At 69.1% G+C, this 25791-nt stretch carries 27 protein-coding genes, 1 tRNA gene and 4 pseudogenes; 14 read left to right on the top strand and 18 right to left on the bottom strand.

The window, feature by feature from the left end:
* Positions 1-314: 314 nt before the first annotated feature.
* Positions 315-668 carry a ribosomal protein L7/L12 gene (locus AB0D44_RS13990; protein WP_362589320.1) on the bottom strand — a complete coding sequence of 118 codons (354 nt, stop codon included), beginning with the start codon at positions 666-668 and terminating at the stop codon, positions 315-317.
* 72 nt (positions 669-740) lie between these two features.
* Positions 741-1145: pseudogene (locus AB0D44_RS13995) on the bottom strand (transposase); the annotation flags it as partial.
* 5 nt (positions 1146-1150) lie between these two features.
* Between AB0D44_RS13995 and AB0D44_RS14000 the strand changes: the two are divergent.
* Positions 1151-1579: pseudogene (locus tag AB0D44_RS14000) on the top strand (integrase core domain-containing protein); the annotation flags it as partial.
* Here the strand turns inward: AB0D44_RS14000 and AB0D44_RS14005 are convergent.
* Both AB0D44_RS14005 and AB0D44_RS14010 read right to left on the bottom strand, forming a co-directional pair.
* Positions 1576-2139 carry a dihydrofolate reductase family protein gene (locus AB0D44_RS14005; RefSeq protein ID WP_362589323.1) on the bottom strand — a complete coding sequence of 188 codons (564 nt, stop codon included), beginning with the start codon at positions 2137-2139 and terminating at the stop codon, positions 1576-1578. The pseudogene AB0D44_RS14000 and the gene AB0D44_RS14005 overlap by 4 nt on opposite strands.
* Before the next feature lie 323 nt (positions 2140-2462).
* Positions 2463-3386: a hypothetical protein gene (locus AB0D44_RS14010; RefSeq protein ID WP_362589326.1), complete on the bottom strand. Its 924-nt coding sequence runs from the start codon at positions 3384-3386 to the stop codon at positions 2463-2465.
* A 208-nt stretch (positions 3387-3594) separates the two neighbouring features.
* On the opposite strand from AB0D44_RS14010, the gene AB0D44_RS14015 reads away from it, so the two are divergent.
* Genes AB0D44_RS14015 through AB0D44_RS14035 form a run of 5 tightly spaced genes read left to right on the top strand, consistent with a single transcriptional unit; the run spans position 3595 to position 7705 of the window.
* A complete protein-coding gene (locus AB0D44_RS14015; RefSeq protein ID WP_362589329.1) occupies positions 3595-4524 on the top strand; it encodes an LLM class flavin-dependent oxidoreductase in 930 nt (309 codons plus the stop codon).
* Positions 4521-5285 (top strand): hypothetical protein, encoded by a 765-nt coding sequence (locus AB0D44_RS14020; RefSeq protein ID WP_362589332.1) that lies wholly within the window; start codon positions 4521-4523, stop codon positions 5283-5285. Before AB0D44_RS14015 ends, AB0D44_RS14020 begins: the two co-directional genes overlap by 4 nt.
* Positions 5272-6123, top strand: a complete 852-nt coding sequence (locus tag AB0D44_RS14025) for a hypothetical protein (RefSeq protein ID WP_362589335.1) — start codon at positions 5272-5274, stop codon at positions 6121-6123. The genes AB0D44_RS14020 and AB0D44_RS14025 overlap by 14 nt, the downstream gene beginning before the upstream one ends.
* Positions 6120-6998: a hypothetical protein gene (locus AB0D44_RS14030; protein WP_362589338.1), complete on the top strand. Its 879-nt coding sequence runs from the start codon at positions 6120-6122 to the stop codon at positions 6996-6998. The genes AB0D44_RS14025 and AB0D44_RS14030 overlap by 4 nt, the downstream gene beginning before the upstream one ends.
* Positions 6995-7705 (top strand): hypothetical protein, encoded by a 711-nt coding sequence (locus tag AB0D44_RS14035; protein WP_362589341.1) that lies wholly within the window; start codon positions 6995-6997, stop codon positions 7703-7705. The genes AB0D44_RS14030 and AB0D44_RS14035 overlap by 4 nt, the downstream gene beginning before the upstream one ends.
* 195 nt (positions 7706-7900) lie before the next feature.
* Here AB0D44_RS14035 and AB0D44_RS14040 read toward each other — a convergent pair whose 3' ends face one another.
* From AB0D44_RS14040 to AB0D44_RS14050, 3 genes and pseudogenes are all read right to left on the bottom strand, one after another.
* A complete protein-coding gene (locus tag AB0D44_RS14040; RefSeq protein WP_362589344.1) occupies positions 7901-8215 on the bottom strand; it encodes a hypothetical protein in 315 nt (104 codons plus the stop codon).
* A 278-nt stretch (positions 8216-8493) separates the two neighbouring features.
* Positions 8494-9051, bottom strand: coding sequence for a DUF3291 domain-containing protein (locus tag AB0D44_RS14045; protein WP_362589347.1), 558 nt, complete (start codon positions 9049-9051; stop codon positions 8494-8496).
* Positions 9052-9684: 633 nt separating this feature from the next.
* Positions 9685-10068 (bottom strand): annotated as a pseudogene (locus AB0D44_RS14050) (transposase); the annotation flags it as partial.
* A gap of 239 nt (positions 10069-10307) precedes the next feature.
* On the opposite strand from AB0D44_RS14050, the gene AB0D44_RS14055 reads away from it, so the two are divergent.
* Positions 10308-10745, top strand: a complete 438-nt coding sequence (locus AB0D44_RS14055; protein WP_362589349.1) for a protein phosphatase — start codon at positions 10308-10310, stop codon at positions 10743-10745.
* A 552-nt stretch (positions 10746-11297) separates the two neighbouring features.
* Here the strand turns inward: AB0D44_RS14055 and AB0D44_RS14060 are convergent.
* Positions 11298-11723: a hypothetical protein gene (locus AB0D44_RS14060; protein ID WP_362589352.1), complete on the bottom strand. Its 426-nt coding sequence runs from the start codon at positions 11721-11723 to the stop codon at positions 11298-11300.
* Between the two features lie 90 nt (positions 11724-11813).
* Positions 11814-12374 carry a hypothetical protein gene (locus AB0D44_RS14065; RefSeq protein ID WP_362589355.1) on the bottom strand — a complete coding sequence of 187 codons (561 nt, stop codon included), beginning with the start codon at positions 12372-12374 and terminating at the stop codon, positions 11814-11816.
* 319 nt (positions 12375-12693) lie between these two features.
* Here AB0D44_RS14065 and AB0D44_RS14070 point away from each other — a divergent pair, with 319 nt between their 5' ends.
* The gene (locus AB0D44_RS14070) at positions 12694-13689 is read left to right on the top strand and encodes an ornithine cyclodeaminase family protein (RefSeq protein ID WP_362589358.1); all 996 of its coding nucleotides are present in this window, start codon (positions 12694-12696) and stop codon (positions 13687-13689) included.
* 160 nt (positions 13690-13849) lie between these two features.
* Here the strand turns inward: AB0D44_RS14070 and AB0D44_RS14075 are convergent, their stop codons facing one another.
* The 3 genes from AB0D44_RS14075 to AB0D44_RS14085 form a co-directional block, all read right to left on the bottom strand.
* Positions 13850-14230 carry a hypothetical protein gene (locus AB0D44_RS14075; protein ID WP_362589361.1) on the bottom strand — a complete coding sequence of 127 codons (381 nt, stop codon included), beginning with the start codon at positions 14228-14230 and terminating at the stop codon, positions 13850-13852.
* A 78-nt stretch (positions 14231-14308) separates the two neighbouring features.
* On the bottom strand, positions 14309-14713 hold the full coding sequence (locus AB0D44_RS14080) for a hypothetical protein (RefSeq protein WP_362589364.1): 405 nt from the start codon (positions 14711-14713) through the stop codon (positions 14309-14311).
* A 70-nt stretch (positions 14714-14783) separates the two neighbouring features.
* On the bottom strand, positions 14784-15479 hold the full coding sequence (locus AB0D44_RS14085; RefSeq protein WP_362589366.1) for a hypothetical protein: 696 nt from the start codon (positions 15477-15479) through the stop codon (positions 14784-14786).
* Positions 15480-15920: 441 nt separating this feature from the next.
* Here AB0D44_RS14085 and AB0D44_RS14090 point away from each other — a divergent pair, with 441 nt between their 5' ends.
* Positions 15921-17054, top strand: a complete 1134-nt coding sequence (locus AB0D44_RS14090; RefSeq protein ID WP_362589369.1) for a histidine kinase — start codon at positions 15921-15923, stop codon at positions 17052-17054.
* Here AB0D44_RS14090 and AB0D44_RS14095 read toward each other — a convergent pair.
* Positions 17051-17731, bottom strand: coding sequence for a response regulator transcription factor (locus tag AB0D44_RS14095; RefSeq protein ID WP_362589372.1), 681 nt, complete (start codon positions 17729-17731; stop codon positions 17051-17053). The genes AB0D44_RS14090 and AB0D44_RS14095 overlap by 4 nt on opposite strands.
* A 335-nt stretch (positions 17732-18066) precedes the next feature.
* Positions 18067-18240 (bottom strand): CsbD family protein, encoded by a 174-nt coding sequence (locus AB0D44_RS14100; protein ID WP_362589375.1) that lies wholly within the window; start codon positions 18238-18240, stop codon positions 18067-18069.
* Between the two features lie 120 nt (positions 18241-18360).
* Here AB0D44_RS14100 and AB0D44_RS14105 point away from each other — a divergent pair, with 120 nt between their 5' ends.
* Positions 18361-18618 (top strand): hypothetical protein, encoded by a 258-nt coding sequence (locus AB0D44_RS14105; RefSeq protein WP_362589378.1) that lies wholly within the window; start codon positions 18361-18363, stop codon positions 18616-18618.
* Here the strand turns inward: AB0D44_RS14105 and AB0D44_RS14110 are convergent.
* Entirely contained in the window at positions 18615-19049 is a 435-nt protein-coding gene (locus AB0D44_RS14110) for a VOC family protein (RefSeq protein WP_362589381.1), read from the bottom strand. The two genes, AB0D44_RS14105 and AB0D44_RS14110, sit on opposite strands and share 4 nt — an antisense overlap.
* Before the next feature lie 334 nt (positions 19050-19383).
* Between AB0D44_RS14110 and AB0D44_RS14115 the strand changes: the two genes are divergently transcribed.
* Positions 19384-19457 (top strand) — tRNA-Met (locus tag AB0D44_RS14115).
* 191 nt (positions 19458-19648) lie between these two features.
* Here AB0D44_RS14115 and AB0D44_RS14120 read toward each other — a convergent pair.
* Positions 19649-19879, bottom strand: a complete 231-nt coding sequence (locus AB0D44_RS14120; protein ID WP_362589384.1) for a helix-turn-helix transcriptional regulator — start codon at positions 19877-19879, stop codon at positions 19649-19651.
* Between the two features lie 449 nt (positions 19880-20328).
* Here AB0D44_RS14120 and AB0D44_RS14125 point away from each other — a divergent pair, with 449 nt between their 5' ends.
* Entirely contained in the window at positions 20329-21030 is a 702-nt protein-coding gene (locus tag AB0D44_RS14125; RefSeq protein ID WP_362589387.1) for a triacylglycerol lipase, read from the top strand.
* A 169-nt stretch (positions 21031-21199) separates the two neighbouring features.
* Here AB0D44_RS14125 and AB0D44_RS14130 read toward each other — a convergent pair whose 3' ends face one another.
* On the bottom strand, positions 21200-21700 hold the full coding sequence (locus AB0D44_RS14130) for a peptidylprolyl isomerase (RefSeq protein ID WP_362589390.1): 501 nt from the start codon (positions 21698-21700) through the stop codon (positions 21200-21202).
* A gap of 370 nt (positions 21701-22070) precedes the next feature.
* Positions 22071-22483: pseudogene (locus tag AB0D44_RS14135) on the bottom strand (VOC family protein).
* A 243-nt stretch (positions 22484-22726) separates the two neighbouring features.
* Here AB0D44_RS14135 and AB0D44_RS14140 point away from each other — a divergent pair.
* Positions 22727-23263, top strand: a complete 537-nt coding sequence (locus AB0D44_RS14140; protein WP_362589393.1) for a hypothetical protein — start codon at positions 22727-22729, stop codon at positions 23261-23263.
* Positions 23264-23868: 605 nt separating this feature from the next.
* Positions 23869-25701: a hypothetical protein gene (locus tag AB0D44_RS14145; RefSeq protein WP_362589396.1), complete on the top strand. Its 1833-nt coding sequence runs from the start codon at positions 23869-23871 to the stop codon at positions 25699-25701.
* Positions 25702-25791 lie beyond the last annotated feature (90 nt).

The raw sequence follows: 25791 nt of genomic DNA on the forward strand, positions 1-25791 counted from the left end.
CGCCGGTCGCGACGTTGAACCCCACGTGCAAGCCGCTGCCGACCTCCACGCCGGTCCCGACGACCAACCCCACAAGAGTGCCGCTGCCTACCTCCACGCCGGCCCCGACGACCAACCCCACGGGAGTGCCGCCGACTCCCGCGTACCTGATCGTGCAGTAGAGCGGGTGAAGAGGATCCCGGCCGAGTGGGGCCGGGGTCCTCCACCACTGCTCACGGACGCCGAAGCGGTACCGAGCAGGCCGAACCTCGACGAGGCGAGGGTCGCACCGGCCGACGTCCAGGGCCTGTCTCTCAGACCGAATTGGGCCGATTTCAGGTCGCTGTGGGCAGGCCATGTGCCCAGCAGATCTCCAGGGGCCGCGAGTCTGGGCACTGCGCCGAGGTGAGGGGGAAGGCTCCCCGCCTAATGGGGCGGCCGCAGCAATCGCAGAGCAGCCGGGTGCGGGCGCCGGCGTCCTCAAGGGTCCGAGCTGCCTCGACAGCGGCTTCGAACCAGCCGACTGCCTCGATCTCTACAGGTGCGTCGGCAAGCAGGAGCTTGCTGTTCCACAGGCTGAGGCCGGTGACCGTCCGTATCGCACGGACTGCCTCCGTTTCCCGGTCTCCTGCTTCTGTCAGCAGCACACGGAATCCTGGCTCTTCCACACATCCTCCCCGGCCGTCCACGAGCTGTCCGGCAAGTGGACCATCACGGCAACTGCTGAGTGCTGTGGGCGGGTGGACGATAGACCCAGCAGGCTACCGCCGGACCCAGATCAGGATGGCGGCGAGGTGGAGGGCGGCTTGGTAGGCCATGGCGAGCTTGTCCGTTCGCATGGCCAGACCTCGCCACTGCTTGAGCCGATTGATGCATCGTTCAACGGCGTCCCGCTGCTTGTAGGTCTCACCCTCGAAACCGGGTGGCCTGCCTCCGGCACGGCCCCGTTTCAGGCGGTGACCAACCTGGTCAGCGGGCTGCGGCATGACCGCCTTGATGCCGCGTCGACGCAGATGTCCGCGAATGGCGCGGGACGAATAGGCGCGATCTGCAAGAACGGCGACCGGTCGGGTTCTCGGTCTCCCGATGCCGCTCCGCGGGACCCGAATCCTTGCCATGATGGCCTCGAAGACAGGCGCGTCACCGGCCTGACCTGCGGTGACGTGGAAGCGTCGACGACCACTCCCGCCTCGCCTACAGCGAGATCCACCCCGACGAGAAGGTCGCGACCTGCGCGGCCTTCCTCACCCGCGCGGCCGCGTTCTTCCACGACCACGGCATCACCCGCATCGAACGAGTCCTGACCGACAACGCCTGGGCCTACCGCAAGGGCCTGGCCTGGAAGAACGTCCTGGCCGACCTCGGCGCGACCGGCAAGCTCACCCGCGCCTACCGGCCACAGACCAACGGCAAGGTCGAACGCTTCAACCGCACCCTGCTCGGGGAATGGGCCTACCTGCGGCCCTACACCTCGAACACCGAGCGGACCGAGGCCCTGGCAGACTTCCTCCACACCTACAACCACCACCGCTGCCACACCGCACTCGACGGACACCCGCCCATCAGCCGCGTCAACAACCCTGCGGGTCAATACACCTAGCGAGGCACGCGGTAGCGGAGGTAGACGACTCTCGAGACGAAGGTGCGGGTCTCGACGAGTTCGAGATCCACCCGGTGCCCACGCCGGGGGAAAAACGGAATCCCGCCGCCGAGCAGTACCGGGCAGACTCGGGCCCGGTACTCGTCGATCAGACCCAGCGCGGCCGCCTCGGCGGCGAGAGTCGCGCCGCCAATCGCGATGTGGCCCTCCCCGGGCTCGGTCCGCAACCGTTCGATCTCCTCCGCCAGGCCGCCGGAGGCCAGGCGGGCACGGCCCTGAACCGCCGACAGCGTGGCGGAGAACACCACCTTCGGGAGCTGCTTCCAGATCGCGGCCCACTCGAGCCTCACAGCGTCGAGCGTGGGATCCTGGTCGGCGGTCTCCCAGTACAGCATCGTCTCGTACAGCCGTCGTCCCAACAGGTAGACGCCGACCTCTCGGGTCTCGTCGGTGACGAAGCGAAAGAGCTCCTCGTCGGGCGGCGCCCAGGCGAAGTCGCCATCCGGCCCGACGATGTAGCCGTCAAGTGACACGTTCATCGAATAGATCACGCTGCGCATCAGAGGCCTCCTGGGTCACGGGTTCGACAGTACGGCTGCGAGACTTCCTCGATACGACGCCGGACGTCCCGGAGAGCCCGTCACGGCCCGCGCGAAGTATGGAACGAGCAGGCGCTGCGGGGGTGCGGAGCCGGCCGGCGGTCACTCGTTCGGCCCGTCAGCATCAACCGGCGTCGCCATGGGCGAACGCACACTGGTCGGCGTCGTTCCGCCGCCCTCGGTCGCACGACCACGTACTCGGGGTACGGGCGGAGGCCGGACGAGCGCCACGAACCGGAACCGGGCGTCGGTGTCGCTGCTGGGGGGCAGGGCTAGTCAGAGCCTCACAGCATGTGGTTGATCTTCTTCTCCCTCATCAGTTCCTCCAGTTCTGCGTCCGACAGCGGGTGCAGGGTGTCCAGGAGACGGCGTAGCCCTGACTCGTCGAGGGTCGGGCTGGTGACCTCGGCCTCCGCCGCCCCGTGCCGGCGGGTGAGCGTGACAGTGCCGCCGCCACCGGGGAACTCACGAACCGTGCGCATTTCGCCGTGCGCGTCGACCGCGCAGGTCATGCCCTCCTCCAGGAGCTCGGGGCAGACGGGTGCCGGTGTGAGCGGCGAGCGCAGCGTCAAGCCCACGTACGCGAACACGTCCTCCCGGGTGCCGCGGTAGTCCACGCTGAAGTGGCCGGGCCCGGCCTCGGCGCGGGACACCTGCATACCGGGTGGCGCGGCGCCCAGGTACAGCCGCTCCGGATGTTCCCGGTAGCGCGCGATCTCCGCCTGATGCTGGCGCTGCTGCGACTGCGCCGGGCCGACGACGCCTCCGTAGATCAACCCGGCCGCCACCGCAGCTACCGCCCCCAGCCGCACCCACCGGTTCGGCACGAAGAACGCCGCGGCCACGGCGTACGGCGCCCCCGACAAGGCGATCCTGGTAGCGGCGCTCCCCAGGTCGACGCGGCCACCGTAGGCGGCCAGACCCGCCAGGACGCCGAGCGTGCCGAGGACGAAGACCAGTCCCGCCCAGCCGAGCCGGCGCCGCCCGGAGCCGCACATCGGAACCACGGTCCGCACCGGTAGGCCGGCGGCGGCCAGCAGGCCCACCATCAGCGGCGCACCCAACGCGAAGAGCAGCGCCGCCGCTCCCGCCCCACCGCCCCAGGCCGTCATCAACAGCCCGAAGCCGAACGCCGGTACTGCGACCGTCATCACCGCCCAGATCAGCAGGAGGTGCAGAGCCGTCAGAGCCCGTTTGTCACTCGTCATACCGCTGATGCTGTCAACTGGTGCCCCAGAGCACATGAGTTCTCGTACTCACGTCCGGCCACTTTCCGCGGCCGCCCGTGCAGAGCGTTTCCGCCGAGCCGCCGGCTTCGCCGTACCGACCAACAGGAGCGGTGTCAACGGATTGTGACGAGCCCTCACCCGCGATACTTTCGGTGAGGGTCACGGACACGAGCCGTCCGGGGGAACGATGAAGATCGGCCTTGTTCTGCCTCTCTCCGAATATCCGTCGGGTCAGCCCTCGTACGCGGACATCAGATCGCTCGCCCTCCAGGCGCAGGACGCGGGCTTCGACTCGCTGTGGGTCTTCGACCATCTGCTGTTCCGGGGCGAGGACGGGACGAGCGAGGGCATCTGGGAGTCCTGGACCGTACTGGCGGCCCTGGCCGAGGCGACCGAGCGGGTCGAGCTCGGCTCGCTCGTGACGTGCACGGCGTTCCGCAATCCGGCCGTGCTGGCCAAGATGGCCGTGACCCTCGACGAGGTCAGCGGGGGACGTCTCATCCTCGGCCTGGGCAGTGGCTGGCACATGCCGGAGTTCGAAGCGTTCGGTGTCCCCTTCGACCACCGGGTGGACCGGTTCGAGGAAGCGCTGCAGATCATCGTTCCTCTGCTGCGGACCGGCCGCGCCGATTTCACCGGCCGTCATCACTGGTTGCGGGACGGCGAGTTGCGTCCCCGAGGGCCTCGGCCCAGCGGCCCGCCCGTCCTCGTGGGCGCGCACCGGCCGCGGACGATGGCGCTGGCGGCGCGGTACGCGGACCTGTGGAACTCCTGCTGGTTCGGCTCGCCCTCGGGTGCCGTGGAGGTCCTGGCGAGGGTCCGGGAGACCTGTGTGAAGGAAGGGCGCGATCCGGCGACGCTGGGTGTCACCCTCGGCGTCAACGTGAGCGTCGAGGGGGAGGACGGCCGCGGCGGGCAAGCCCCTCCGGGCGCGGACGTCCTGACCGGATCGCCGGCAGAAGTGGCCAGGGGCCTGCGCCGGTACGAGGCACTGGGCGTCTCCCACCTCGTCCTCAACCTCAATCCGCATCACCGGGAAGCCCAAAGCCGTCTCGCCGCCGCGCTGCGGCGGTACCGAGCCGAGGCCCGGCCGACCACAGAAAAGGTGAACCAATGACGTGGACCGTGGACGCATCAAGGGTGCGGCCCTTCCTGTCGGCCGCCGAACGGCGCGATGTCACCGGGTTGCTCACGGGAGCCCCGCAGCGCGGCCGGACCTTCTCCGAGCCGGGCACGCCGGACGAGCGGGGCGCCGCCCTCGTGGCCGCGCCGCACGAGGCGCGCAAGAGGTGGAAGGACGGCAAGGACCACAAAGACCTCAAGGACAACAAGGACAGCAAAGATTACAAGGACTACAAGGACGCCAAGGACTCCAAAGACAGCAAGGACGGCAAGGACGGTAAGGACGGCAAGGAAACCAAGGACTACAAGGATTCCAAGGACGGAAAGGACGGAAAGGAGGCGAAGGACTACAAGGACTACAAGGACTCGAAGGACACCAAGGACGGGAAGGAGGGCAAGGAGACCAAGGACTACAAGGATTCCAAGGACGGCAAAGACGGTAAGGACGGCAAGGACGGCTTCGACGGGGCCATGTCGCCTCCCGGGCCGGCCGCATTCGTGCGCCACCTCCCCGAGCCCCCCGGCTCGGACTCCGCTCCGGGCTCCGGCTCGGTCTCCGCTCCGGCCTCCGGCTCGGTCTCCGCTCCGGCCTCCGGCTCGGACCCCGGACCTGACCACGCCCCCGGCATGGGCGCCCGTCCTGCACGGGCGGACGAAGCCCGGGCGGAACCCCTCACGGAGGAGCAGGAGGCCGCCCTGGAGTTGCGGTCCTCGCGGATCAACCGGCTGCTGAGGAGGCGCGGTGTCGTCATCTGAGCCGCCCCGCGTCGACTTCTCCGGGTTGGTCGTCGTCGCCGACCCCGAGGACCCCGTTGCGACCGAGGTACGCGACTTCGTGGTCGAGAGCGGACACGAGGCCACGGTCCTCGACGTGTTCGACGCCGCGCAGATGTTCACCGTCACCGTCGACGACACCGCCGCCCCCGTCGTCGAGCCCGTCCTGCCGATGATGCTTCGGCTCCCCGCACCGCCCCTGCTCCGGATCAGTTTCGACGCCGAGTTCCAGCTCAACGAGTGCCTGGCGCACCTGTGGGCCGTCGCCGCTCTGACCTCGGCACCCGTGATCAACCGTCCGGCGCCGGGCGGCCTCGGCACCAGCGTCTCCGCGTCCGCGGCCCTCACCGAACTGCGGGCCGGACTGCCCGTCGGCTCGGTGGAGGTGTTCTCCACCCGGCCCCCCGAGCCCGAAGGGGCGGTGGACGCGGCGGGGGAGTCCGGAGGCGGGGAGGGCAGCCAGTGGTGGGTGCAGGACCTGGCCTCGTGGACGACGGCCCCGTGGCCGCAGCGACCACCCGGATCCGGTCCCTACCGCGCGAGGTGGTCGGACCCCGATCCCCTCTTCGAGAGCGTGGTGGTCCTCGGCGACCACGCATGGCCCTGCAGCGCCGTCGAACTCGACGGCCTCCGCCTGGAGGAGCGCAGCACCGAGATCGTCGCGCAACTCGGTCTCCAACTGGCCTCCGTGGTCTGGCGGATCTCCCCGGACCTCGACCGGGCCAGGCCGGTCGTGGTCGAGCCGTTCCCCGACGTGGAGCAGCTGCGCATGGTCTGGCTCGGGCTCGGCCCACGACTTTTGAAGGTGCTCTTCCCGTGATCTACACCGTCGGACTCGCCTCCGAAAGCACGATCGCGCATTTCACCGCCGCCGCCGAGGCCCGCGGCGTCCAAGCCGAGCTCGTCGACCTCCGGGACGTGGTGCGACAGGGCCACTGGCGGCTGACCATCGGCGGGGACCGCCGGGCGCTGCTCGGCGACCACGCCCTCGACCCCGAGGGGTCGTACTACTGCCGCATCAACGACCTGTCGGCCCTGCAGGAGGACCGCGAGCAGGCCTTGCGCTGGCGCTGGCTCACCACGTCCCTGACGGCCTGGCTGGACCACATCCCCGGCCTGGTCGTCAACCGCCCCTCGATCCGCTCCGACAACGGGTCCAAGCCGCTCCACGAATGGTCGCTGACCCGAGCCGGTTTCAGGGTGCCCCCCAGCACCACCAGTTCCTCGCCGCAGCGGCTGCGGGCCTTCGCCGAGGCCGGGCCGACGCTCGTCAAGGCGGTGTCGGGAGTACGGGCCACCAGTCGGCTCCTCCACCCCGGAGAGCTGGCCGACTTCGACCCGTGGCAGGGGCCGGTACACCTGCAACGCTACGTCGAGGGCCGGGACGTCCGCGCCCACGTCGTCCACGACCGGGTGCACGCCGAGGAGATCGTCTCCGGCGCGGTGGACTACCGCACCGACTCCGACGCGGTGTTCACCCCGTGTGAGCTTCCCGCACCCCTCGCCGCGCAGGTGGTCCGCCACACGGCGGACCTGGGCATGTCCTTCGCGGGCTGGGACTTCAAGGTCACCGAGGACGGTACCCACTGGTGCCTGGAGGTCAACCCCATGCCGGCGTACGACTGGTACGACCGGCGCCTCGGCGGTGACATCACCGCCTCGCTTCTCGCACTGCTGCAGCGGAGGCACTCGTGATCGACCGGCTGACCGTACTCACCGAAGCCGAAAGCGCCGCAGTCCGCGACGCCGTGCACGGCCTGCGCGAGCACTGGATCCCGCGCGGCCCGGAGCCCGCAGCGTTCTTCACCCTGGGCACGCCCAGCTACCTCGACCTCGCCGAGAACCCGGAGGCCGGCGAGTACCAGAAGCGGGCCGACGCCTCCAGGCCGCTGCTGTGGGAGTCCTTCGGCCGGCTCTATACCCGGCTCGCGGACCTCCTCTCCCGACACCTCGGCGCCCCGGTCCACTATCCCGAGCACCTCGCCATGCCGGGCTTCCACGTGTGGCTGGCCGCCGCCGTGTTCACCAAACCCAAAGCACCCGTGCACTTCGACATGCAGTACCGGGCCTTCACCTGGCCGCCCGGGACCGACGTGACCCGTGTGCTGTCCTTCACCCTGCCCCTCAGGCTCCCGGCGGCCGGCGGCGGCCTGAACCTCTGGGACGCGACCTACGAGGAGTTCCGCCAGGCCTCGGAGAAGGGCTGGATCGAAGGCGCCAGCGACCTCAAACGCTTCCACACCCAGCAGTACGTCCCCTACACACCAGGCGAGATGGTGATCCACTCCGGCCACACCCTGCACCAGGTCGCCCCCAGCACCCGCGTCGAACCGGACGACGAGCGGCTCACCCTCCAGGGACACGGGGTGTGGTGCGACGGACGCTGGCTCCTGTACTGGTGACGATGCGCCGCTACGGCGAACCGAGACGCGGATCGGGTCAATCAGAGCAGGCGGGGGCTGGGTTACGCGCATTAGGCCTCGGCCTCGGCTTCGGCCGTGGCCGCTCCGGCTCCCCGGGGGCGCGGGCCGGGGGAGCGGGGCAGCGCCGTGGTGTCGCCGATCTCGCGCGGCGGCCGGCTACGGGGCGGACGCGCGTCAGGCCTGGGCCGCCGCCAGACCTGTGTCCTCGTCCGGCAGCGGGACGTGGCCTGCCGCCTTCTGTACCGTGGCCTCCAGCTCGCCGCGGTCCAGACCGAGCGTCTCCGCATAGTGGTCCAGGGCCGTGTCCAGCAGCCACCAGGGCTCGCGCGCGTCTTCCCACGCGTCCCGCCAGATCACGTGCTGCTCGTCGGTCCACTTGGCCGAGTCGCCGAGTTCCTCCTGCAGACGCAGCACATCAGCGTGCGCTTCGTCGGTCGCTTCCTGCAGTTCGACGAGTTCGTCCAATGCGTCAGACAGTTCGATTTCCATGCCGAGATCTTAAGCCTGGAGACCACCCCGGCTCGCAGCTCCGCGGGACCGCTCGGGGCACCCGAGTGCGTGCGCCGAAACGCCCTGGAGCCGCCGGTCCAGGCCCCGGTCAGTCGGGTCCCGGGGCCCTGATCCGCCGCGGTGTCGTAGGCGGCGCGGGGCCTCCGCGATGGCGGACCGGTAACGCCCGGCCCAGCCCACCAGCCCACCAGCCCGGTCAGCGAGGTGTGGAGTTCTCGGGCCATGGGGGTGGGCTGTACGTCGAGCGGGCTTTCTTGTCAGCGCACCTGACCGCTCTTCGGCCCGATGCCTTTGAGCCCGGCCGGAGTTCCGTCCGGGGCGAATGAGTGGTGGAAGGTGAAGGCGTGCGGCGCGGAGCCGTGGTCGTGGAGGTGTTCCAGCCTGGACACCCCGTCCTCCCAGGTGGGTATCACACCGTCAGGGACCCACCAGCACACGTAATTGGGGTGTGCGGTCCTCTCGAACCAGTCGTGACGCCTGTTCAGCGCTTCACGGTGCAGACCGGTGTAGACCGCGTCGACTGCGGGGCGCAGGTCGGCCCAGAGTGAGAGGGTCGTGGCCAGGGCGATGGTTTCCCCTGTACGGCCCTTTCCGTACCACGCCGGTACGGCGAACTCTCCCCATGCACCCCAGTCCGCCTCGAAGAACACGCCCCGGTCACCGTCTGCCGCTTCGGCGCGCGCGAGGTATCCGGGGTGCTGACTGATCTTCCGGTAGACGGCCTCACCGGTCTCGTAGAACTCGCGCGTGAGAGGTGCGGGATCGGCGAGAGGTGACTTCAGGACGCCGAATGTGTACAGCGCAAGACGGGGCATGCGTCTCTCCCTGGTTGGGGTTGCTGGTGTGAACCGTGGGCGATCGCCGCGACCAGGTGAAAGTAGCTGCCTCTACAGCCCATGTCGAAGTTGCGTTTTCCCTGTCCAAGTGGCCTCTTGCACCGGTCATTGCGGGTCGCGGGCACCGGCGTGGCCGGATCGCCCTGGGGGCCTGCGCGGGCTCAAGGATCGTCAACCCTGCGGCCCCCGGACGTGGCGTGCCGCAGCCACTGGCCCGCAGGGTCGCGGCCCGGTCCGACCTTGGTGGTGCGGGCCCGGTCAGCGCCCAACGCGCCGGCCGATCCGTCCTCTACTCCCGCACCGCCGCGGCCGAAACCCTTCTCCAAGCCGCCTCTGCTTGCGACTCGGTCCCCCAAAGGATTTCCGGTGCCAACCGCTTAGCTTGTTCTTTATGGTCTGGACCGGTCGCGTTCGATGATGCTCTCGGGGTGTCGGACGGTTTTGCGCACGTCGTAGCGGGTGGCGGGCCGCTGGTTCTTCGAGCCGAGCGGCCTGCCGGGGCCGGGCCGGGTGGGTTTGCGCGCACGGGTCGGGCATGGCAGGTGGGGGCGGATGTTCCTGAACCCCCGACGGGCCCTGGCCGGGGTGGGCCTGGATCATCAGGTGCTGGTCCCGGCCTCGACCGAAGGTGTGGCAGAACAACCGCTCCGGGGCTGCACTCCCCATCGGGGCGCAGCCAGTTGCTCACGTCCACTGCCAGGCCAAGTCGCCCGCTAGGGCTGTCGACTGGGGCAGTTTGGCCAGTGTCCGCCACAGCTGCCGAGCATCGACGCGGCCGTGATTCAGCACGTCGTACAAAGCGCCCTGCCCGCGGCGATGCTCGGCCAGCAGCGTGAGGTCCGCAGGCGTAGTCACCGGGCCGTCTGCGCAGAGCAGGGCGTCCATCAGCTCGAACAATTCGTCACGCCGTGCGGTCAGGCAGGGGTAGAAGTCGCTCCGGAAGCGTGACGCTGCCGCGAACGCTTCCCGCTGGGCATCAAGTTGCGGCAGGCTCATCCTTACGGCCTTCGTCCGGCTCGGTGCATTCCTTGGTCGGAGCACAGAATCGGGCGAAGGCCGCTGGTCTGTCAGGCGAACTCCCAGGTGGGGGAGCCAATCGACGGACCATTCGAACCGTGGAGTTTGGCGGGGCTGACCGCCTTGCAGCGAAGGGGGAGCCAGTGAAGACAAGGCAGAAGGGCCGCGGCGTTCCCGACCCGCACGTCCCCTGGAACGAGGTCGTACCAGGACTCTGGATGGGTGGTCACCACTGGACCGATGCGCAGGGCGAGAGCCATGCGGCGGTCGTTGGGAACCAGTTCGGCCTTGTGATCAGCCTGTTTACACGCCCCGGTCACGGACCCGGTCCGGGGATCGATCACGTTGTCGCGGAGATTCCCGACGGACCGCTCAGCGCCGAGCAGATACACACAGTCCAGAAGCTCGCACGCACCGCCGTCCAGGCCGTCCGGGACGGGCGTGCCGTCCTGGTCCGCTGCCACTCCGGCTACAACCGCTCCGGCCTCGTCGTTGCGCAGGCCCTCATCGAGTCGGGCGAGGAAGCAACAGCAGCCATCAAGACCATCCGGCAGAAACGATCTCCCTGGTCCCTGAACAACCGGATCTTCGAGGAATACCTCACCACCGGACTCGGCGTCGCCTACCTCCTCGCCGATCTCGACACACTCGCCTGACCGGATCGAGGTTGCAGAACAAGCTTAGGATTTGTCCGTGATCGGTGACCTGCAATGCGTAGGGCTGGACTGCTCGGACCCGGCGGAACTTGCCGTGTTTACCAGTCGCTGACCGGTGGGGCCGTCAACCAGCTGGACAAGCAGCGGAGTTGGCGATGACTGGGCGACACTGCACACACGGCCAGGTCTCGCCCTCGCCCTCCAGCAGGCGGCGGAGTGCCGGCCCCCCGCTGTGACCCGAGCCGTCCCGGCCCCAGCAGTTCCATCTGGATTTCGGTGTCGCGGACCTGGACCGAGCCCAGGATCAGGTGCTGGTGCGGGGAGCGCGCCGTGGGACGGGGGCTCTGATGGGCGGAGTTGGGTCGGCTCGCCCCACGGTGCGCGCCGGCTCGGACTCCAGGGCAAAGGTGAACAGGTCTCTCGCCGTGGTCATGTACGGCACCCCGGTCGTCGGCCGCCCCCGCGTCCCCGAACGGGACGGGGGTGCGGCTCGAGTTTTGCTCCTGGGCTTGCTCCTGGGCGCCCAAGACGCTGAGAAGACCATCGCCACAGCTATTCCTCGAAAGGGATGAAACCGGCGAGCGAAGACCAGTCCAGGGGACGCGCGATCGTGGCCAGTCGGGCGAAGGGATCCTGCGCAGCCGTTTGGAACCACATGATCGAGAGCGCCGTATGTCCAGGCTCGGCAATGCCCTCGGGCGTCCACGGAGACGTCAGTCGAGCGTGCACGGCTTCTCGGGGCAGCCATTCCTCGACCCGCCCCTCCACATCGGCTCGGAGCTGGTCGAGATCGTGCACGTACAAGTACGGCGTCGCTGCCATTGCCTTCTCGATGCCCATCAGACGAAAGCGCCGGTGCAGGTACGGCGTTCCTTCGAGCATTCCTTCACGGTCGTCGCTCACCGTGAGGGCGCGAAGCTCGGCGCGTACGTGTCCCACCTGATAGCAACGCAACGCGTCGTTCTGCCTCTGGATCATGGCCAGAGGGTAGATGCGTAGGCCGGGCGCACCAAACGACGTGTTGCCGAGCCGGATACGCGGGCTGGTGCGGGCCCCACGGCCGTCGGATCAGTGTCCCTTGCCGAGCGCGGCTGCCGCTTCCGTGGCCACGTCGTAGGCGCCAGCCCGGCCCCGGTCGATGTCGCCGTCGACCGGGGCGTACCGGACCGCGACGATCACATTGCTCCGGCGGAAGAAGACCTCGTTGATCATCCGGTTCCCGCTGCTGGGATACCGGAGGCGGGAGAACGCCTCGTCGCCGAAGTCCGACAGGTCCGTCGTCGACGGACCCATCTTCCCCTGAGGCTCCTCCTTCGTGCGCTGGAAGCTGAGCCGTGCGTCGTCCACCCCCAGCCGGGTGACCTGCACCTGCAGGACGGGCTGCGCGTCGCTGCCGAGGCCGGGCCCCGCCCAGTTGCAGGAGGACTTCGCCTCCACCCCGTCCGTCGGCCCGGACAGCAACCGGGCGGCCGTCTCCGCCGTGACGAGTGCGCAGGGACGCGGGTCTGCGTCGAAGTCGCCCCGCTGCGTCGGGTCCTGGTAGAGCCAGACGGCGAGGACGGCGACCGCGGTCGCGGACGCGGCCAGCGCGATGCGGGGCGCACGGTTGGGGCGCGAGGGGGACACCATGGCCGCAGCGTAGCGCGGACAGTTGAGGGTGGCGTGTGAGAGGGAACGGGCAGCGCAGTCATCCCCGTGACCGATCCCTCTCCGCGGCTCAGGCGGCTCAGGCGGTTCAGACAACGTCCCCGCCGATCTGCGCTTGCCTCCCTCGCACCTACGCGGGCCGGGGCGATCGGGCGCGTACGGATGGACGTGCGCAGGTGAGACGGCGTGGTGCCGACGGGGCAATGGGGCTGCGGATGAGGCTTCGGTTGTGCCGGATGTGCCGGATGAGCCGGATGTGCCGTAGCCGGGCGGGACGACCGGCATCAGGAGGTGGAAGGGCATGCGTGTTCTGGGCCGTTCGCAAGTCGAGGCCCTGCTCGACGTGGACGCTCTGATCGATGCGCTGGCTCCGGCGATGGTGGACCTCAGTGCAGGCCGTGCCTCGGTACCCGACCGCGTCGCCGCTCTGGTGCCCGAACGCGACGGCTTCCTGGCGGCCATGCCGGGATTCCTCCCGTCGGCCGGAGCACTCATGACCAAGCTGGTGTCGCTCTTCCCGCACAACGACGCGGCGCGGCTGCCCACCCACCAGGCGCTGATCGTGGCGTTCGATCCGGATACCGGCCAGCCCGCCGCGCTGCTGGACGGTACTGCCATCACCGCAGCGCGGACCGGAGCCTGCTCCGCGCTGTCGGTGCGCCTGTTGGCGCGCGAGGACGCGACGGTACTGGCGCTCCTGGGCACCGGCGTGCAGGCGCGGTCCCACGCCCGGGCGATCTGCCGGGTCCGCCCGATCCGGGAGATCCGCGTGGCCGGCCGGGATGCGGGGAAGGCCGCTGACCTGGTCGGGGAACTCTCCGCCGTACTCGAGGGGGAGGGCCGAGTGCGGGCCGTGTCCAGTTACGCCGAGGCGCTCGACGGCGCGGACATCGCCGCCGCGACCACACACGCCGTCGAACCCGTGATCCGCCGCTCCTGGCTGACGCCTGGGGTGCACATCACGTCAGTGGGCTACAACCCGGCCGGCCGTGAGATCGACGACGCCACCGTCGTCGAGGCACTGGTGTGCGTCGAATCGCGGCAGGCCGCACTTGCCCCGCTGCCCGCGGGCAGCAATGACCTGCTCATGCCGATCCGGGACGGCCTCATCACAGCCGACCACGTACACGCCGAGCTGGGCGAACTCATCAGCGGCAGCAGACCAGGACGTACCGCCCCCGACCAGATCACCCTCTACAAGTCGGTCGGTGTGGCGGTGCAGGACGCGGCGGCCACGGCTCTGGTCCTCGCCGCCGCCCGCATGCAGTCACTGGGCGAGGAGATCACGCTGCGGTGATGCCGCATCAGCCGGTGACGGTCCCGCCGCCCGGCGACTGGACACGTCTCCTCGGCTGGGGGAGCAGGGCAGCGCCGGGGGCCGCCACCCCCTCGCGGTGGCGGCCCTCCCTCGCGTCGCCGCTTCGGCCGTTCCGCCGGTCGGGACGCGGGTGTCGCCGCTACGTGAAGGGCTTGCAGGTCTCGGTGACGAGTCGTCCGTCATGGTGTTCGTGGTCGTTGTAGGTGATGCTCTTGCCGTCTCGGTTGAACGTGAGCGTGCCGCCCTCGCCGTCTTCGACCGTCTGCCCCCGGTGGAGAACGTGGCTGATGAAGTGTCCGCTGCCCCCGGCAACGACGGCCTGGTCGTGATCGATGATCACGAAACCGTCTCCGACCGCGCAGTACGGCATCCCCGTGATGTTCCGGTCGAGCGCGGTGCCGACCCTGTACTCGGGACCGGGGGGTGTCGGCGCGGTGGCTGCGCTCGCGCCGGCCGCGCCGCCGGCGGCCAAGACGGTGGCGAGGAGGGCTGCGGTGGTCAGGCGAAGGTACGCGGTCATGTCAGTCACTCCTTGACGTGGGGGTCGGGCTCGTGGTGGGCGCCGTCGGGCCGGGTCGGTCCGTGCGCGTTCAGGAACTCAGGAACTCAGGACGACCTGAGCCTTCGGATCGTTCTGGTTGACGCACGCGATGTACGGGTTGGGGGAGCCCTCGCGGCTCGCGCACTTCCAGGCCACGCCGTCGACCCGTACGATCACGGGCTCGTCACCGGTGGGGTTCTGCCGTGTTGCCGCATGAAATGCCTTGGCCACCTTCAGGGCTGTGGAGCAGCTGGCCCCGCCAGTCCTGAGGACGGCCAGTCCGCCGTCCCATCCGGGGCCGCAGTACTCAAAGCGTTCGACGCCGGATCTGCCGGCGCGGGCAGGTTCCTGGTCAGTGGCTCCGACGGCTCCGGCGGGGCCGGCCAGTACCGCCGCCAGTGCGGCACCGCTCGTGACGACGATGGCGGATCTCCTGATGAAGCCCATCCTGGTCTCCTTCATGCACGTGGTCTGCTGATGGGGGACGCAGGCGGGCCGGACCGGCCGTTGCCCTGATCCGGCCCGCTGCTGGTCAGCCGTCGGCGGACGGCGGCGTTGCGATGTCCGCGGCGCCCTGCTCGGAGGTGGGGCCCGCCACGGGAGACACCTCGTCGTCGGAGCTCGGGTTCGGGGCGGGAACCGGCTGCACGACGTCGTCCGCGGACGGGGAGGCGTCCGGATCCGGGTCCGGATTCGGGTTCGGGTTCGGGTTCGGGTTCGGGTTCGGAGCGGGTACGGGCGGCGCGACCTCATCCGGGTCGGGCTTCGGTGCCGGGACCGGCTGGACCTCGTCCTCACCCGGAGTGGGGTTCGGGATCGGGGTGATGGGTCCGCCGCCGGGCCGGGGCTCGTCAGGGTTGCCGGGAGCCCTGCCCCGCTCGGCCCAGACGCTGCCCTTGTACGGATGGAAGCTGTAATTCACCCCGTGGTGCCGGAAGACGGTGCTCTTGGAGCTCAGGGTGGCGATCTTCCTGCCGTGGAAGAAGATTGCCGCCTCATAGCGGTCACCCACCTTGTAGATCTTGGCCACGGCCCCGTCCGGGAGCCGCTGGGTTTTCACCAGCCGGCGCTGGGGCCCCGAGACCGCGACGGCCGGGCGGGCAGTGGCGCCGTCCTGCGCGGACGGCTGTGCGGATGCCACCGCTCCGCTTCCTCCGATGGCGGCCAGAGCCCCGAGGGCGACGACGGCGGTGCGAAGCGAGCGGCGGGTGGATGCGATGCGTCGCATTTCGAATTCCCCTCATGGGCGAAAAGGAGCTTGATTTCCTTTCCTTCGACACCTCCCACGCTACGGATGTGAGGGCTGCGTCCGTATCGACCTAAGGGATAGAGATTCATGTAGCCGAAAGTCGCATCACCGCATGTGGTGGACCTGCCACGGAATGTGCGGCCAAAGCAGCCGCTGTCTGCTGTTGTCGATGGTGCGGTGTGCGCATGGATTCGGCCATATGAGGTCGGCATGGCGCGCTCGGCCGTCCGGTCAGCCACTCCGGGCGACCGGGCTGCGATATTGCGTCGTCATGGAGGCACAGATGAGAAAGGACCCCGGCATAAAGAGAGGGCGGAAGGGCGGCCTGCTGCGTTCTCGGGCCGGGCGGGCCGCGACGTGAACATCCTCGGGCGCGGGGTCCAGGAGCACCCACCATGGTCCGCCCGGGTGAAGGTCACGGTGGCAGCGGCCCTCCTGGGACTGACGGCGGTCGACGCCCTCGTCCTGGAGCACCTGCGGGCGGCGCAGGCCATCCTGGTGACCGGCTGCGCGGTGATCGTCTGCGTGTGCGCCGTGCCGGTGGAAAGGGTTTCCCTGACGGTGCGGGGCACCGTCGCGGCTGTCGTCTCCTGGACGGTCACCCTCCTGCTGGTGACGGACGACCACCCGGTCTCCGTGGTCGGTATCGGCGAGATCGCCGGCCTGCTCGTGCTCCTGGCGGCCGTCCTGTGGCGGGGAACGCCCAGAGCGGCTCTGATCCTGGGGCCTGCCCTCGCCGTGGCCTGCGCCGCCGTGCCCGCACGGGACGCGGACCCGCACGAATGGACGCTCGCCTTCACGCTCATCACCGCGCTCGTCGCGGCGTTCTCGCTCCTCTTGCGCGCCCAGTCCGAGCAGCGCGTCCGCGATCTCGACGCGCTGCGGTCGGCCGAACGGCGTGCGCTGGCCCGGGAACTGCACGACGTCGTTGCCCATCACGTCACGGGGATCGTCGTGCAGACGCGAGGGGCACGTTTCGCCCCCTTGGACGCCTCTGCGATGGACGCGGTACTGGAAAGCATCGGGCGTGAAGCGGAGGAGGCGCTCGGCGCCATGCGCCGCCTGGTGGCCGTGATGCGCCGCTCGGAACCCGCTCAGGGGGCCTCACGGGCGCAGGCCGGCGGAATCCGCGAAGTGAGGGAGATGGCCGCCGCGTTCGCCGCTCACGGTCCGGCCGTCGACGTCGCCATCGACGAGAAGCTGGAGGCCCGCCTCCCCGCCGACGTGACGGCAGGAATCCACCGCCTCACCCAGGAGGCCCTCACCAACATCCGCAAGCACGCCGCCGATGCCACGCGGGTGTGCATCGCGCTGACGTCCACCGGGGGAGCCCTGGAACTGAAAGTGACCGACGACGGCCGACACGGCGTACCGCTGCCCGAGCCGGCCCGCGGCGGAGGCTTCGGCATCGAGGGGATGCGCGAGCGCGCGGCCGCGATGGGAGGACGGCTCGACGCCGGCCCGCTGCCCACCGGGGGCTGGCAGGTCAGGGCACGACTGCCCTTCAGCCCCGGCACCACCGACGCACGGCGGGACTTAGACGACAGGACCTAGGAACGCCCCTGGGACAGGCCGCTCTCCCATGCCCACAGCGCCACCTCGACGCGGTTGCGGGCGTCCAGTTTGGCCTGCACGCGAGCCAGGTGCGCCTTGATGGACGAGACCGACAGGTGCAGCTCATCCGCGATTTCGGCGTTGGTCCGTCCCTGGGCCGTCAGCACGACGACCTCCTTCTCCCGCTCGGTGAGTTCCTCGCGCGGCGGGCGCCCGCCGGAGACGGGACTTCTTCCGGCGGCCATGTCCGCAAGGAGCCGGACGGTGACGGCCGGCGAGATGAGCGAGTCTCCGGCAGCGGCAGCGCGTACCGCCTCGACCAGGAGGGCGGGGCTGGCGTCCTTGAGGAGGAAACCGCTCGCACCGTAGCGCAGAGCGGTCCGTACGTATGCGTCGTCATCGAAGGTGGTGATGATGACCACCTGAGGTCGCCGACCGTCCTCCGCGCCGGACGCCCCGTCCTGACGCAGGAGCCTGGTGACTTCGAGCCCGTCCAGACCCGGCATCTGGATGTCGGCCAGCAGTACGTTGGGACGAAGCTCCCGTACTGCCGCCAGGGCCTCATGGCCGTCCGCGACGTCGGCGAGGACCTCGATGCCGGGACTGTTGTCCAGAATCATCCGGAACCCCGTGCGCACCAGCTCCTGATCATCGGCGATCACCACGCTGATCGACATGCGCGCATCCTCATCTCCTGGCCGCGGAACGACCGGCAGCCGTAGGGCCCCGGAATGGCGGCCCTGAACGGAGGCCTCCTCAGTTGTACGACAGCGCGGCGCCGTGGGGCAGCGTCCGGCCGGCGCGGCGTGTCGACGGGTGGACTCGCGGGCCAGCGCCCGCTCGAGGGCAGCGGCCGGCCCGCCTCCGCGTCGCCGCTACCGCTTCGGATCCGTTCTGCGCTGGGTGACGCGGGTGACGCGGGGGACGCGGCTGGGCCCCGACCCCGGGGAGGGGGATCGGGGCCCAGCCGATGGGACGCCCTCGGGGCGGCCGCGTTTGGTTCTGTTTCAACCTAGTGCCGGAAGGCGTCCTTGACGTCTTCCTTGGCCTGGCGCGACTTGCCCTTGGCCTGGTCGGCCCGGCCCTCGGTGGTCATCCGCTCGTTGCCGACGGCCCGGCCGACGGTCTCCTCGACCTTGCCCTTGGCCTGCTCGGCGTGCGCCTTGCTCTTCTCCGTGCCCGACATGGGGACCTCCTCGTGTAGTACCGGATTGGTCGTGGCCGCTCTCCTGCTCCCGATCGAGACTCCCAAACCCTGCCGTGCGATCGGGGCCGGTGTTCCGGGCCGCGTGGTCGGGTTCGATGGTTGGCGCTGTCGGACTCCTCACCTGCGAGGACCCCCTCCGGCCAGGCCGACGGCGAGGCGATGAGCTTCCGCTGGAATGGCCGGCCGACGGGCGGCCACGGGCCGACGAGATCCGAAGGCTGGTGGCCAGTCCCCGAGTTCTTCGTCAACAGGGTCGCCGCCCTCACCGAGACCGGCTCGCTCGTCCTCGCCTCGGGCCGCGGCAGCCAGCTCCCGGCCGACGCGGGCGGCGCCGCCCACGCGCTCTGGAGGAGCTAGGGGCGGGGACGGACGTAGGGCCGGGTCATGATCTCCATGTTGTGGCCGTCCGGGTCGTCGAAGTAGGCGCCGCGACCGCCGAACAGACGGTTGATCCGGCCGGGCTCGGTGTGGCCGGGGTCGGCGTAATAGGTGACACCGACCGCCTCCAGGCGGGCGATCATCGCCTCGAACTGCTCGTCGGGCACGAGGAAGGCGTAGTGCTGCGACTGGATCGGCTCGTCGCGCTTCTCGTAGTAGTCGAGCGTCACGCCGTTGCCGAGGTCGACGGGCAGGAACGGCCCGAACGGGGCGCCGACCATCAGACCCAGGATCGCGGCGATGAACTCGGCTGACAGGTTCCGGTCGCTGGCGTAGACGGCAGTGTGGTTCAGCTGGACGGCTGTCGTCGGCAGCTCGGATGCGTGGGGGTGCTGCTGGGCATGGGACATGAGCGGTGTGTGTCTCCGGTCTTGAGATCTGCTGGGATGGGGCACCGCGCGCGGGCGCCGGAAGCAAAGACGCGGAGAAGGGGGGCGGGCCTCTTGCCCGCCTCGTGCTCACGCCGAGGCCGGGAGCCTCACTCGTGCATGGCCCATGGCCGACCCGGCAGTCACCCGACCGACCTTAGTGATCACCACGGGCGGGGGCAATACCGTTTCCAGGCCTTGCTCCACCTGCATCGCCCCGAGGCGCGGGACTCGTCAACCTCACGGTCAAACTTTCGACGGTCAGGAAAAACCGGCGAAGTCCAGGCCGGGAGTGCCGTAGGGTGGAGGTTACCGACGCGGGGTGGAGCAGCTCGGTAGCTCGCTGGGCTCATAACCCAGAGGTCGCAGGTTCAAATCCTGTCCCCGCTACTCCTCAGACGGGCCCGGATCTTTCCAAGATCCGGGCCCGTCTGCGCTCTCAGGCCCCGGCCCCCGCGCCTGCCCTGGTTCCTGACCCGCGGCTGGGCCCGACGCAGATACGTCCTGCGCTTCGATGTCAGCGGCTTCTGGCCGTCGTCGAGCGCCATGGTGACAGGGTGTGCCAAGTGGGTCCCTGGCTGTCACAGCCCCAGGGAGATGGCCAGCCGGGTCATTTCCGCCGTGGTGTTGACGCCCAGCTTGGCGCGGATGCGGCGGAGGTAAGCGTCCACGGTGTGCTTGGACAGTCCCATGTTGCGGGCCGTCTGCAGGTAGGTGCGGCCTGCGGCGATGTGGCGCAGGGCTTCCTGCTCCCGCGGCGCCAGGGCGGCTGCGGAGTCCTGGGTCTGCGGGATGGTGAGGGTGAGGCTCATGGGATTTCCTCCGCCTGATCGGCCAGGTCATCACTGCTCGCGCCCTCGGAAGCAGCGGGCTCAAATGCCCGTTTTGTCTCTTACTGAAAAGATTGGCCCGGCACCTTCGCGAACGTGTCCGCCGACTGTCACAGGCGTGTGACAAGCCCTGCCTGCTCCGCGCGCGAGGCTCCGGCAGGGGCTCGACGCGACACGGGGGCGTCGTCCGGTTGCGGCTTCGGGGCGTAGTGGCGGGAGAGCCAACAAATGGGCGCCGGTCGGCAGCGTCACGCGGTGTCCTCATGCCGCTACCGAAACGAAGCGGGCGCGAGCCCCTCACCCTGATCACGGCGCCCACGCCCATCCCTCTCGAGAGCCGGCACGTTTCTGCGGTGAATCCCTGCCGCCAGGTGGGTGAGCGTGCAGGGACAGCCCTGCCGCCCCCGCCCGGGGGCCGCTACAAAGCGCGCGTGATCAAAAACCTCGTGCGGAGCGTCCCGGCGCTCCTCCTTGCCTTCATGTCGTTGCTCCCCACCGCCGCCCCCGCCTCGGCGGCCGTCCATCAGCACGTCCATCAGCACACGGCGCCTGCCCCCGACCCCGTCATCTTCGTACACGGCTGGAACCCCGACCCCTCCCCCTGGCAGACCATGGCAACCCGCTTCCAGTCCGACGGCTGGCCGGCCGGCCACCTCGACCAGTGGAGCTACAGCTCCAGCCAGTCGAACGCCACGACCGCTGCGCAGCTTGCCGACGAGATCGAGCACGTCCTGGCTCGCACGGGTGCCAGCAAGGTCGACGTGATCACCCACTCCATGGGATCCCTGTCCTCCCGCTATTACCTCAAGAACCTCGGCGGCGCAGCCAAGGTGGACGCGTGGGTCTCGTTGGCCGGGCCCAACCACGGCACCGAGATCGCACGCTGGTGCGGCGGCGCTCCCTGTATCGAAATGCGACCGGGCTCCAGTTTCCTGAAAGACCTCAACTCCGGTGACGAAACTCCAGGCAGCACCCGGTACGCCACCTGGCGCTCACCGTGCGACAACGTCATCAACCCCGCCGACAGCGTCGCTCTGACCGGGGCACTCAACACCACCACCGCCTGCCTCGGCCACAGCGCACTGCGCACCGATCGAGCCGTTTACGAGGAGGTCAAGGCCCACGTCCGATAGGTCGTCCTGGTTGCGCCTTTTCCCAGCCCCTGATCCCCGCCATCCGCCGCGGCGGTCCGGGGCGGATGGGGAGCCGCCTGAACTCGTCATCAGAGCGATATGAGCGGGGAAAGTGGCCCCATGCCGACCGGCCCTGTGCGCCGGGGCCCCCGGGGGCCGGCGCGGTGTTTCAGTCGAGGCGCTTGGCGGAGGTGATGTAGACCGGGTCGGACGGAACGTCCTGCATGCCGTTCTTCATCGTCGTGGGGACGTTCACGATCTGGTCGACCACGTCCATGCCCCTGGTGACCTTGCCGAAGACGGCGTAGCCGGCGTCACGGCCGGGGTTGAGCATGTGGTTGTCCGTCACGTTGATGAAGAACTGCGAGGTGGCCGAATCGGGGTTCGCGGTGCGGGCCATGGCTACAGTGCCTCGAGCATTGTCCAGACCGTTGCCGGCCTCGTTCCTGATCGGGTCCAGGGTGGGCCTCTGGACCATCAAGTCGGTGAAACCGCCGCCCTGGATCATGAAGCCCGGGATCACGCGATGGAAGATCGTGTTGGCGTAGAACCCGTTGTCGACGTAGTGAAGGAAGTTCTCCACGGAGACCGGCGCCTTCACGGCGTCGAGTTCGAGTTCGATCTCCCCGAAGCTGGTGACCAGCAGAACGTGGGGCTGCTGTTCGCTCATGGTCGTCTCCTGTCCCCGTTGTGGGTTGGTGATCATCCTTGGCGACAGCCTGCACCATCCAGGGAGCGGAGAGGCGCCAATCCAGCCGCGCCGATGCGTTTCTCACACGAAGTGGGTGATACCCGCTGCGGGGGGAGTTGCGCTGCCCTCGGCAGTGGGGGTGTTGCGCTGTCGCCCGGCCGCGTGGGGCGGGCGACATCGGTTCCAGGATCGCCCACTATGCGTCGGTCAAACCGAACCGCCGGGTCACCGCCCGGGTGGCCACGCGGTCTCCGGTGTCGGGTTCTCTTGGTCGACGAACCCTTACCGGAGACCTCACTCCTTCCCAATCGGGACACGCCGCCGCTCCGCTTGCTTCGGAACACGCGGTCTACGAGTCGTGCTTGGGCCAGGTGGGGCCCTGATCGGTCCAGATGACACCCTTGTTGCGGCAGAGGCAGAAGGGGTGGCCAATGGGGTCGACGTAGACACGGAAGCCGTAGCCGTCGGGGCCGATGCAGTCCCGCTGCAGGGCCGCGCCGAGGGCCAGGACACGACGCTGTTCGGCCTCGATGTCGTCGACTTCGAAGTCGAGGTGGAACTGCTTGGGGTGCTCGCTGTCGGGCCACTGCGGGGCGCGGTACTCCTCCACCTGGATGAAGGCCAGTTCGATCTCACCGAACTGGATACCGGCCCAGTGCTCGTTGCTGCCCTCCTTGACCGGGCGCCCGGTCACCTCGGAGTAGAAGGCTGCCAGCTTCATCTGTCCGGGCAATCGATGATGAAATCGGTTAGTCGCAGCATTCCGCGATCTTGCCAGAAGATCGAAGAAGCGGGCTTGAGACAGGCGTCAGCGGCAGACTGAGGATGGGCCGGCGCCCGGCAACCCGGCTGGCTGACCTCGCCCGACGCGGGCGGTGCCAGAACGGCACCGGATGGCCGGGGTGAAATGTTGCCTTCCATCGGCATTCGCCAGACTGGACCCGATCGGCGGCCCTAGCGTGGGTGCGTGCGGCGCTGCATGCCGCCGTCCCTTGGGAGGATCCAGTGCCATCGTCCTACGACCCCCAGTACGCTCCGGCCGGCGATGTGGATGCGGCGCTCATGGTGATTGACTCTCGACTCAAAGCGATCCATGAGGGGAAGACGAAGACCGACCCCGAGCAGCGGTTACTGATGGACCAGTTCCTCTCGTCCTTGGGGCCCGGGGGAGCCCATGACCTGCTTGACGGGGCCTGCACGCTCATCTACATGTTCATGACGTGGCTGCGGAAGGCGTACGAGGACCACGACAAGGACGTCATCGAGTACGTGGTGCCCGACCTGGTGGCCACGCTGCGCACGATGTCGAGGAGCGTCCGTCCCGAGGCCGTTCCCACCATGGCCGGGATGGTCATCGCGGCAGGCATCGGCCTGAGCCCCAGCCTGTGGCGCAAGCAGTTCGGGGCTTGGACCAAGGAGGAGATGAACCCCTTGGAGGCCACCGCCTTGCTGCTCGCGGAGCACATCAACCGGCTCACAGGCGACCACGACTACGCCACCCGCCTGGTCACCAACGCTCTCTCTCGCGCTGACCAGGACTGACGTACAGTCTGCAGCCACGTGACCGGAGCCACTTGCGGGGCCACTGCGCCTCGGGGCAGCGGCCCACTCACGTAGGACGATGAGCCGCGCCTGGTCCCGCCTGGAACGCCCGGGTGTTTTCGGCCTTCATGGCACCGCATGGTGTCACTTCCGCCGAGCTCCATCAGGCATATCAGCGGGGTGGGGGATCCCTTGTGGAGAGCGAAGCGCCGAGACGTGCAGAAGAGTTCGATCGAACCTTGACCGGCCGTTGGGACGATTGGGTCGTCAAACTTCGCCCGGTGGCGCCCCGACCAGCAGGGTGTCCATGGGTCCAACTGGCTTCCCCTATTCCGCTTTGACGGGTCAGCGTTTCGGCGGCACCGTAATGGCGGCTGGCACATACGACGGAGCCACTGCTGGCACATACGACGGAGCCACTGGAGGAACCGGCAATTCCCATGACGTCGCAGTGGTCGAGGAGGGCGGGGGCGCTTCTGCGCGAGCGGCCGTCCTCATTCGTGCGGGCGACAGTCGGAAGCAACTCCGGGTTTCTTGGCCCCTTCGTCAGCAGCAACGCGAGCCATTCGGCGCTCGGCACAGCAGACATCTCACGGAATCTGGTTATGACACAACTGAACTCCTCTCCCTTGGCCGGGCGTGAAGACGCCCGCGTCGCCGGGGATCCCTCGGCGGCCCGGGCCGGCCGTCCCGGCTTAGGGTGGTGGCAGGCCCGCTGGGTGGTGCCGTCGGCGCTGGCCGTCGGATACGTCCTCAACGTGCTCTTCCGGCTGTCCCTGGTCACCGACCAGGACCATCCGACGGTCAGCCCGGACGAGCAGATGTACCTGGTGATGGCCAGGATCATGGCCGGCAGACCGACGACCGAGATCCACGGCGACCAGATCATCCCCGGCGGATACTCGCTGCTCATCTCGCCGGCCCTGCGCCTCACCCAGGACCCGGTCCACGCGTACCACCTGATCATGGGCATCAACGCCCTCATCAGCTGCCTGATGCTGCCCCTCTCGTACTGGGCCCTGCGGCGGCTGAACATATCCAGGCCGGTCTCGTACGCCGTCGCGCTTGCCGCGGTGATGCTCCCGACGGTGCTCTTCTACACGCAGTACGCGATGGCCGACACCCCGCTGCCGGTCCTGGTGCTGCTGTGGCTGATCGGTTTGCACGGGCTGCTCTCCGAGGGCAGCGGGCGCCGCAGGACCTGGTTCGGCCTGCTGGCCGGTTTCGCCGCCGGCTACGGCCTGCTCACCCATGACCGTGGCGGCGTGATCATCGCACTGACCGCCGTGCTGCTGCTGGTGGCGTTGGCCTTCGGCTGGGCACCCCGCATGGCCAGTGCGCTGGCGCTGGTCGTGCTGGCGGTGATGTTCGCCGTCAAGAAGCTGATGACCGCCTGGCTGATGTCGCGGATCGACGGTGCCCGCCCGAGCGAAGTCGGCAACGCCGTGTTCGAGACCTTGGCGAACACCCATCTGATGCGCCGCACCTGCATGCGGACCATCGGCCACCTCTGGTACTTCATGACCTCCACGTGGGGGCTGGGCGCGCTGACCCTGGCGGCCTGCGTGTACGCGGTGTTCAGCACGCGCTTCAGCCTCGCCGACCGGGTGAGCGCCTTCCTCCTGGTCGCGCTGCTGGGCGGCATCACACTGGCAGCGGCCGCCGGGCTGCCCGCCGACGGCCGCATCGACACCATCACCTACGCCCGCTACCTCTCGCCGCTCGCCCCCGTGTACATGCTGGTCGCGGTCGCGGCGCTCTACCACGTCCGCGGTCGGAAGAAGATCGTCGCTCTCGGGGCGGCCGCCTGCGGTGTGACGCTGGGGCTCATGGCGGTGCTGGTCCACATGGCGCGCAAGGAGCTTCACACGTCCTATTTCGTCGTCTGGGGCCTGCCGGACGCCACCTTCCTCTCCAGTCTCTGGCCCGCCCAGGACAACTGGGGCAGCTTCCACGCCGGCCGCACCACCGTCATCGCCTTGATCGTCCTCGCCGCCGTCCTGCTGCTGCGACTTCTCGGGGGCAACCACAGGGCGGCGCTCGTCACGGGCGTCATCGGGGTGTGCCTGGCGGTGTTCGCCGCCGTCGGAAGCGTGGCCATCACCGACCACATCACCAAGCCCCGGACCAAAGGGACCCAGAGGCTCGCCGCCGGATTCCTCACGGAAGCCGGCATCCGGCCCGGCGACCGGATCGTCATGGACGACGGCCTCCTCTGGGAGATCCGCGCGACCCTGACCTTCACGGTGCTCGACGGCCGGGTCTGGTCCCGCGCCCTGAACAAGAACGAGACCGTACCGGCCGAGGCCAACATCGCTGCCCTCCCGCTCCCCGACGAGAAGGCTCCGGCCGCCGACAGCTGGCCCGACGCCCCACCCGGCTGGCACGTCGACCGGGATGTCCGGGAGCACCTCTGCGTCATCTGGCGCCGAGGCTAGGGGGTGTCTGACGGAGGTCCGTGGTGAAGGAGCGGTGTCCGGTGCGTGCTCTCGGCGTGCCGGCCGGATGCCCCCGTACTGGACGTACTT

It is taken from the genome of Streptomyces sp. NPDC048349, assembly GCF_040651925.1.
Taxonomy (GTDB): domain Bacteria; phylum Actinomycetota; class Actinomycetes; order Streptomycetales; family Streptomycetaceae; genus Streptomyces.

What these genes read in the sequence shown, in the direction of transcription:
- AB0D44_RS14040 (WP_362589344.1), bottom strand. Translation starts at nt 8,215, where the DNA reads ATGGAAATCGAACTGTCTGACGCATTGGACGAACTCGTCGAACTGCAG.
- AB0D44_RS14045 (WP_362589347.1), bottom strand. Translation starts at nt 9,051, where the DNA reads ATGCCCCGTCTTGCGCTGTACACATTCGGCGTCCTGAAGTCACCTCTC.
- AB0D44_RS14010 (WP_362589326.1), bottom strand. Translation starts at nt 3,386, where the DNA reads ATGACGAGTGACAAACGGGCTCTGACGGCTCTGCACCTCCTGCTGATC.
- AB0D44_RS14095 (WP_362589372.1), bottom strand. Translation starts at nt 17,731, where the DNA reads ATGTCGATCAGCGTGGTGATCGCCGATGATCAGGAGCTGGTGCGCACG.
- AB0D44_RS14080 (WP_362589364.1), bottom strand. Translation starts at nt 14,713, where the DNA reads ATGAAGGAGACCAGGATGGGCTTCATCAGGAGATCCGCCATCGTCGTC.
- AB0D44_RS14055 (WP_362589349.1), top strand. Translation starts at nt 10,308, where the DNA reads ATGGGTGGTCACCACTGGACCGATGCGCAGGGCGAGAGCCATGCGGCG.
- AB0D44_RS14085 (WP_362589366.1), bottom strand. Translation starts at nt 15,479, where the DNA reads ATGCGACGCATCGCATCCACCCGCCGCTCGCTTCGCACCGCCGTCGTC.
- AB0D44_RS14075 (WP_362589361.1), bottom strand. Translation starts at nt 14,230, where the DNA reads ATGACCGCGTACCTTCGCCTGACCACCGCAGCCCTCCTCGCCACCGTC.
- AB0D44_RS14145 (WP_362589396.1), top strand. Translation starts at nt 23,869, where the DNA reads ATGACACAACTGAACTCCTCTCCCTTGGCCGGGCGTGAAGACGCCCGC.
- AB0D44_RS14070 (WP_362589358.1), top strand. Translation starts at nt 12,694, where the DNA reads ATGCGTGTTCTGGGCCGTTCGCAAGTCGAGGCCCTGCTCGACGTGGAC.
- AB0D44_RS14065 (WP_362589355.1), bottom strand. Translation starts at nt 12,374, where the DNA reads ATGGTGTCCCCCTCGCGCCCCAACCGTGCGCCCCGCATCGCGCTGGCC.
- AB0D44_RS14060 (WP_362589352.1), bottom strand. Translation starts at nt 11,723, where the DNA reads ATGATCCAGAGGCAGAACGACGCGTTGCGTTGCTATCAGGTGGGACAC.
- AB0D44_RS14020 (WP_362589332.1), top strand. Translation starts at nt 4,521, where the DNA reads ATGACGTGGACCGTGGACGCATCAAGGGTGCGGCCCTTCCTGTCGGCC.
- AB0D44_RS14015 (WP_362589329.1), top strand. Translation starts at nt 3,595, where the DNA reads ATGAAGATCGGCCTTGTTCTGCCTCTCTCCGAATATCCGTCGGGTCAG.
- AB0D44_RS14005 (WP_362589323.1), bottom strand. Translation starts at nt 2,139, where the DNA reads ATGCGCAGCGTGATCTATTCGATGAACGTGTCACTTGACGGCTACATC.
- AB0D44_RS14130 (WP_362589390.1), bottom strand. Translation starts at nt 21,700, where the DNA reads ATGAGCGAACAGCAGCCCCACGTTCTGCTGGTCACCAGCTTCGGGGAG.
- AB0D44_RS14120 (WP_362589384.1), bottom strand. Translation starts at nt 19,879, where the DNA reads ATGAGCCTCACCCTCACCATCCCGCAGACCCAGGACTCCGCAGCCGCC.
- AB0D44_RS14110 (WP_362589381.1), bottom strand. Translation starts at nt 19,049, where the DNA reads ATGTCCCATGCCCAGCAGCACCCCCACGCATCCGAGCTGCCGACGACA.
- AB0D44_RS14100 (WP_362589375.1), bottom strand. Translation starts at nt 18,240, where the DNA reads ATGTCGGGCACGGAGAAGAGCAAGGCGCACGCCGAGCAGGCCAAGGGC.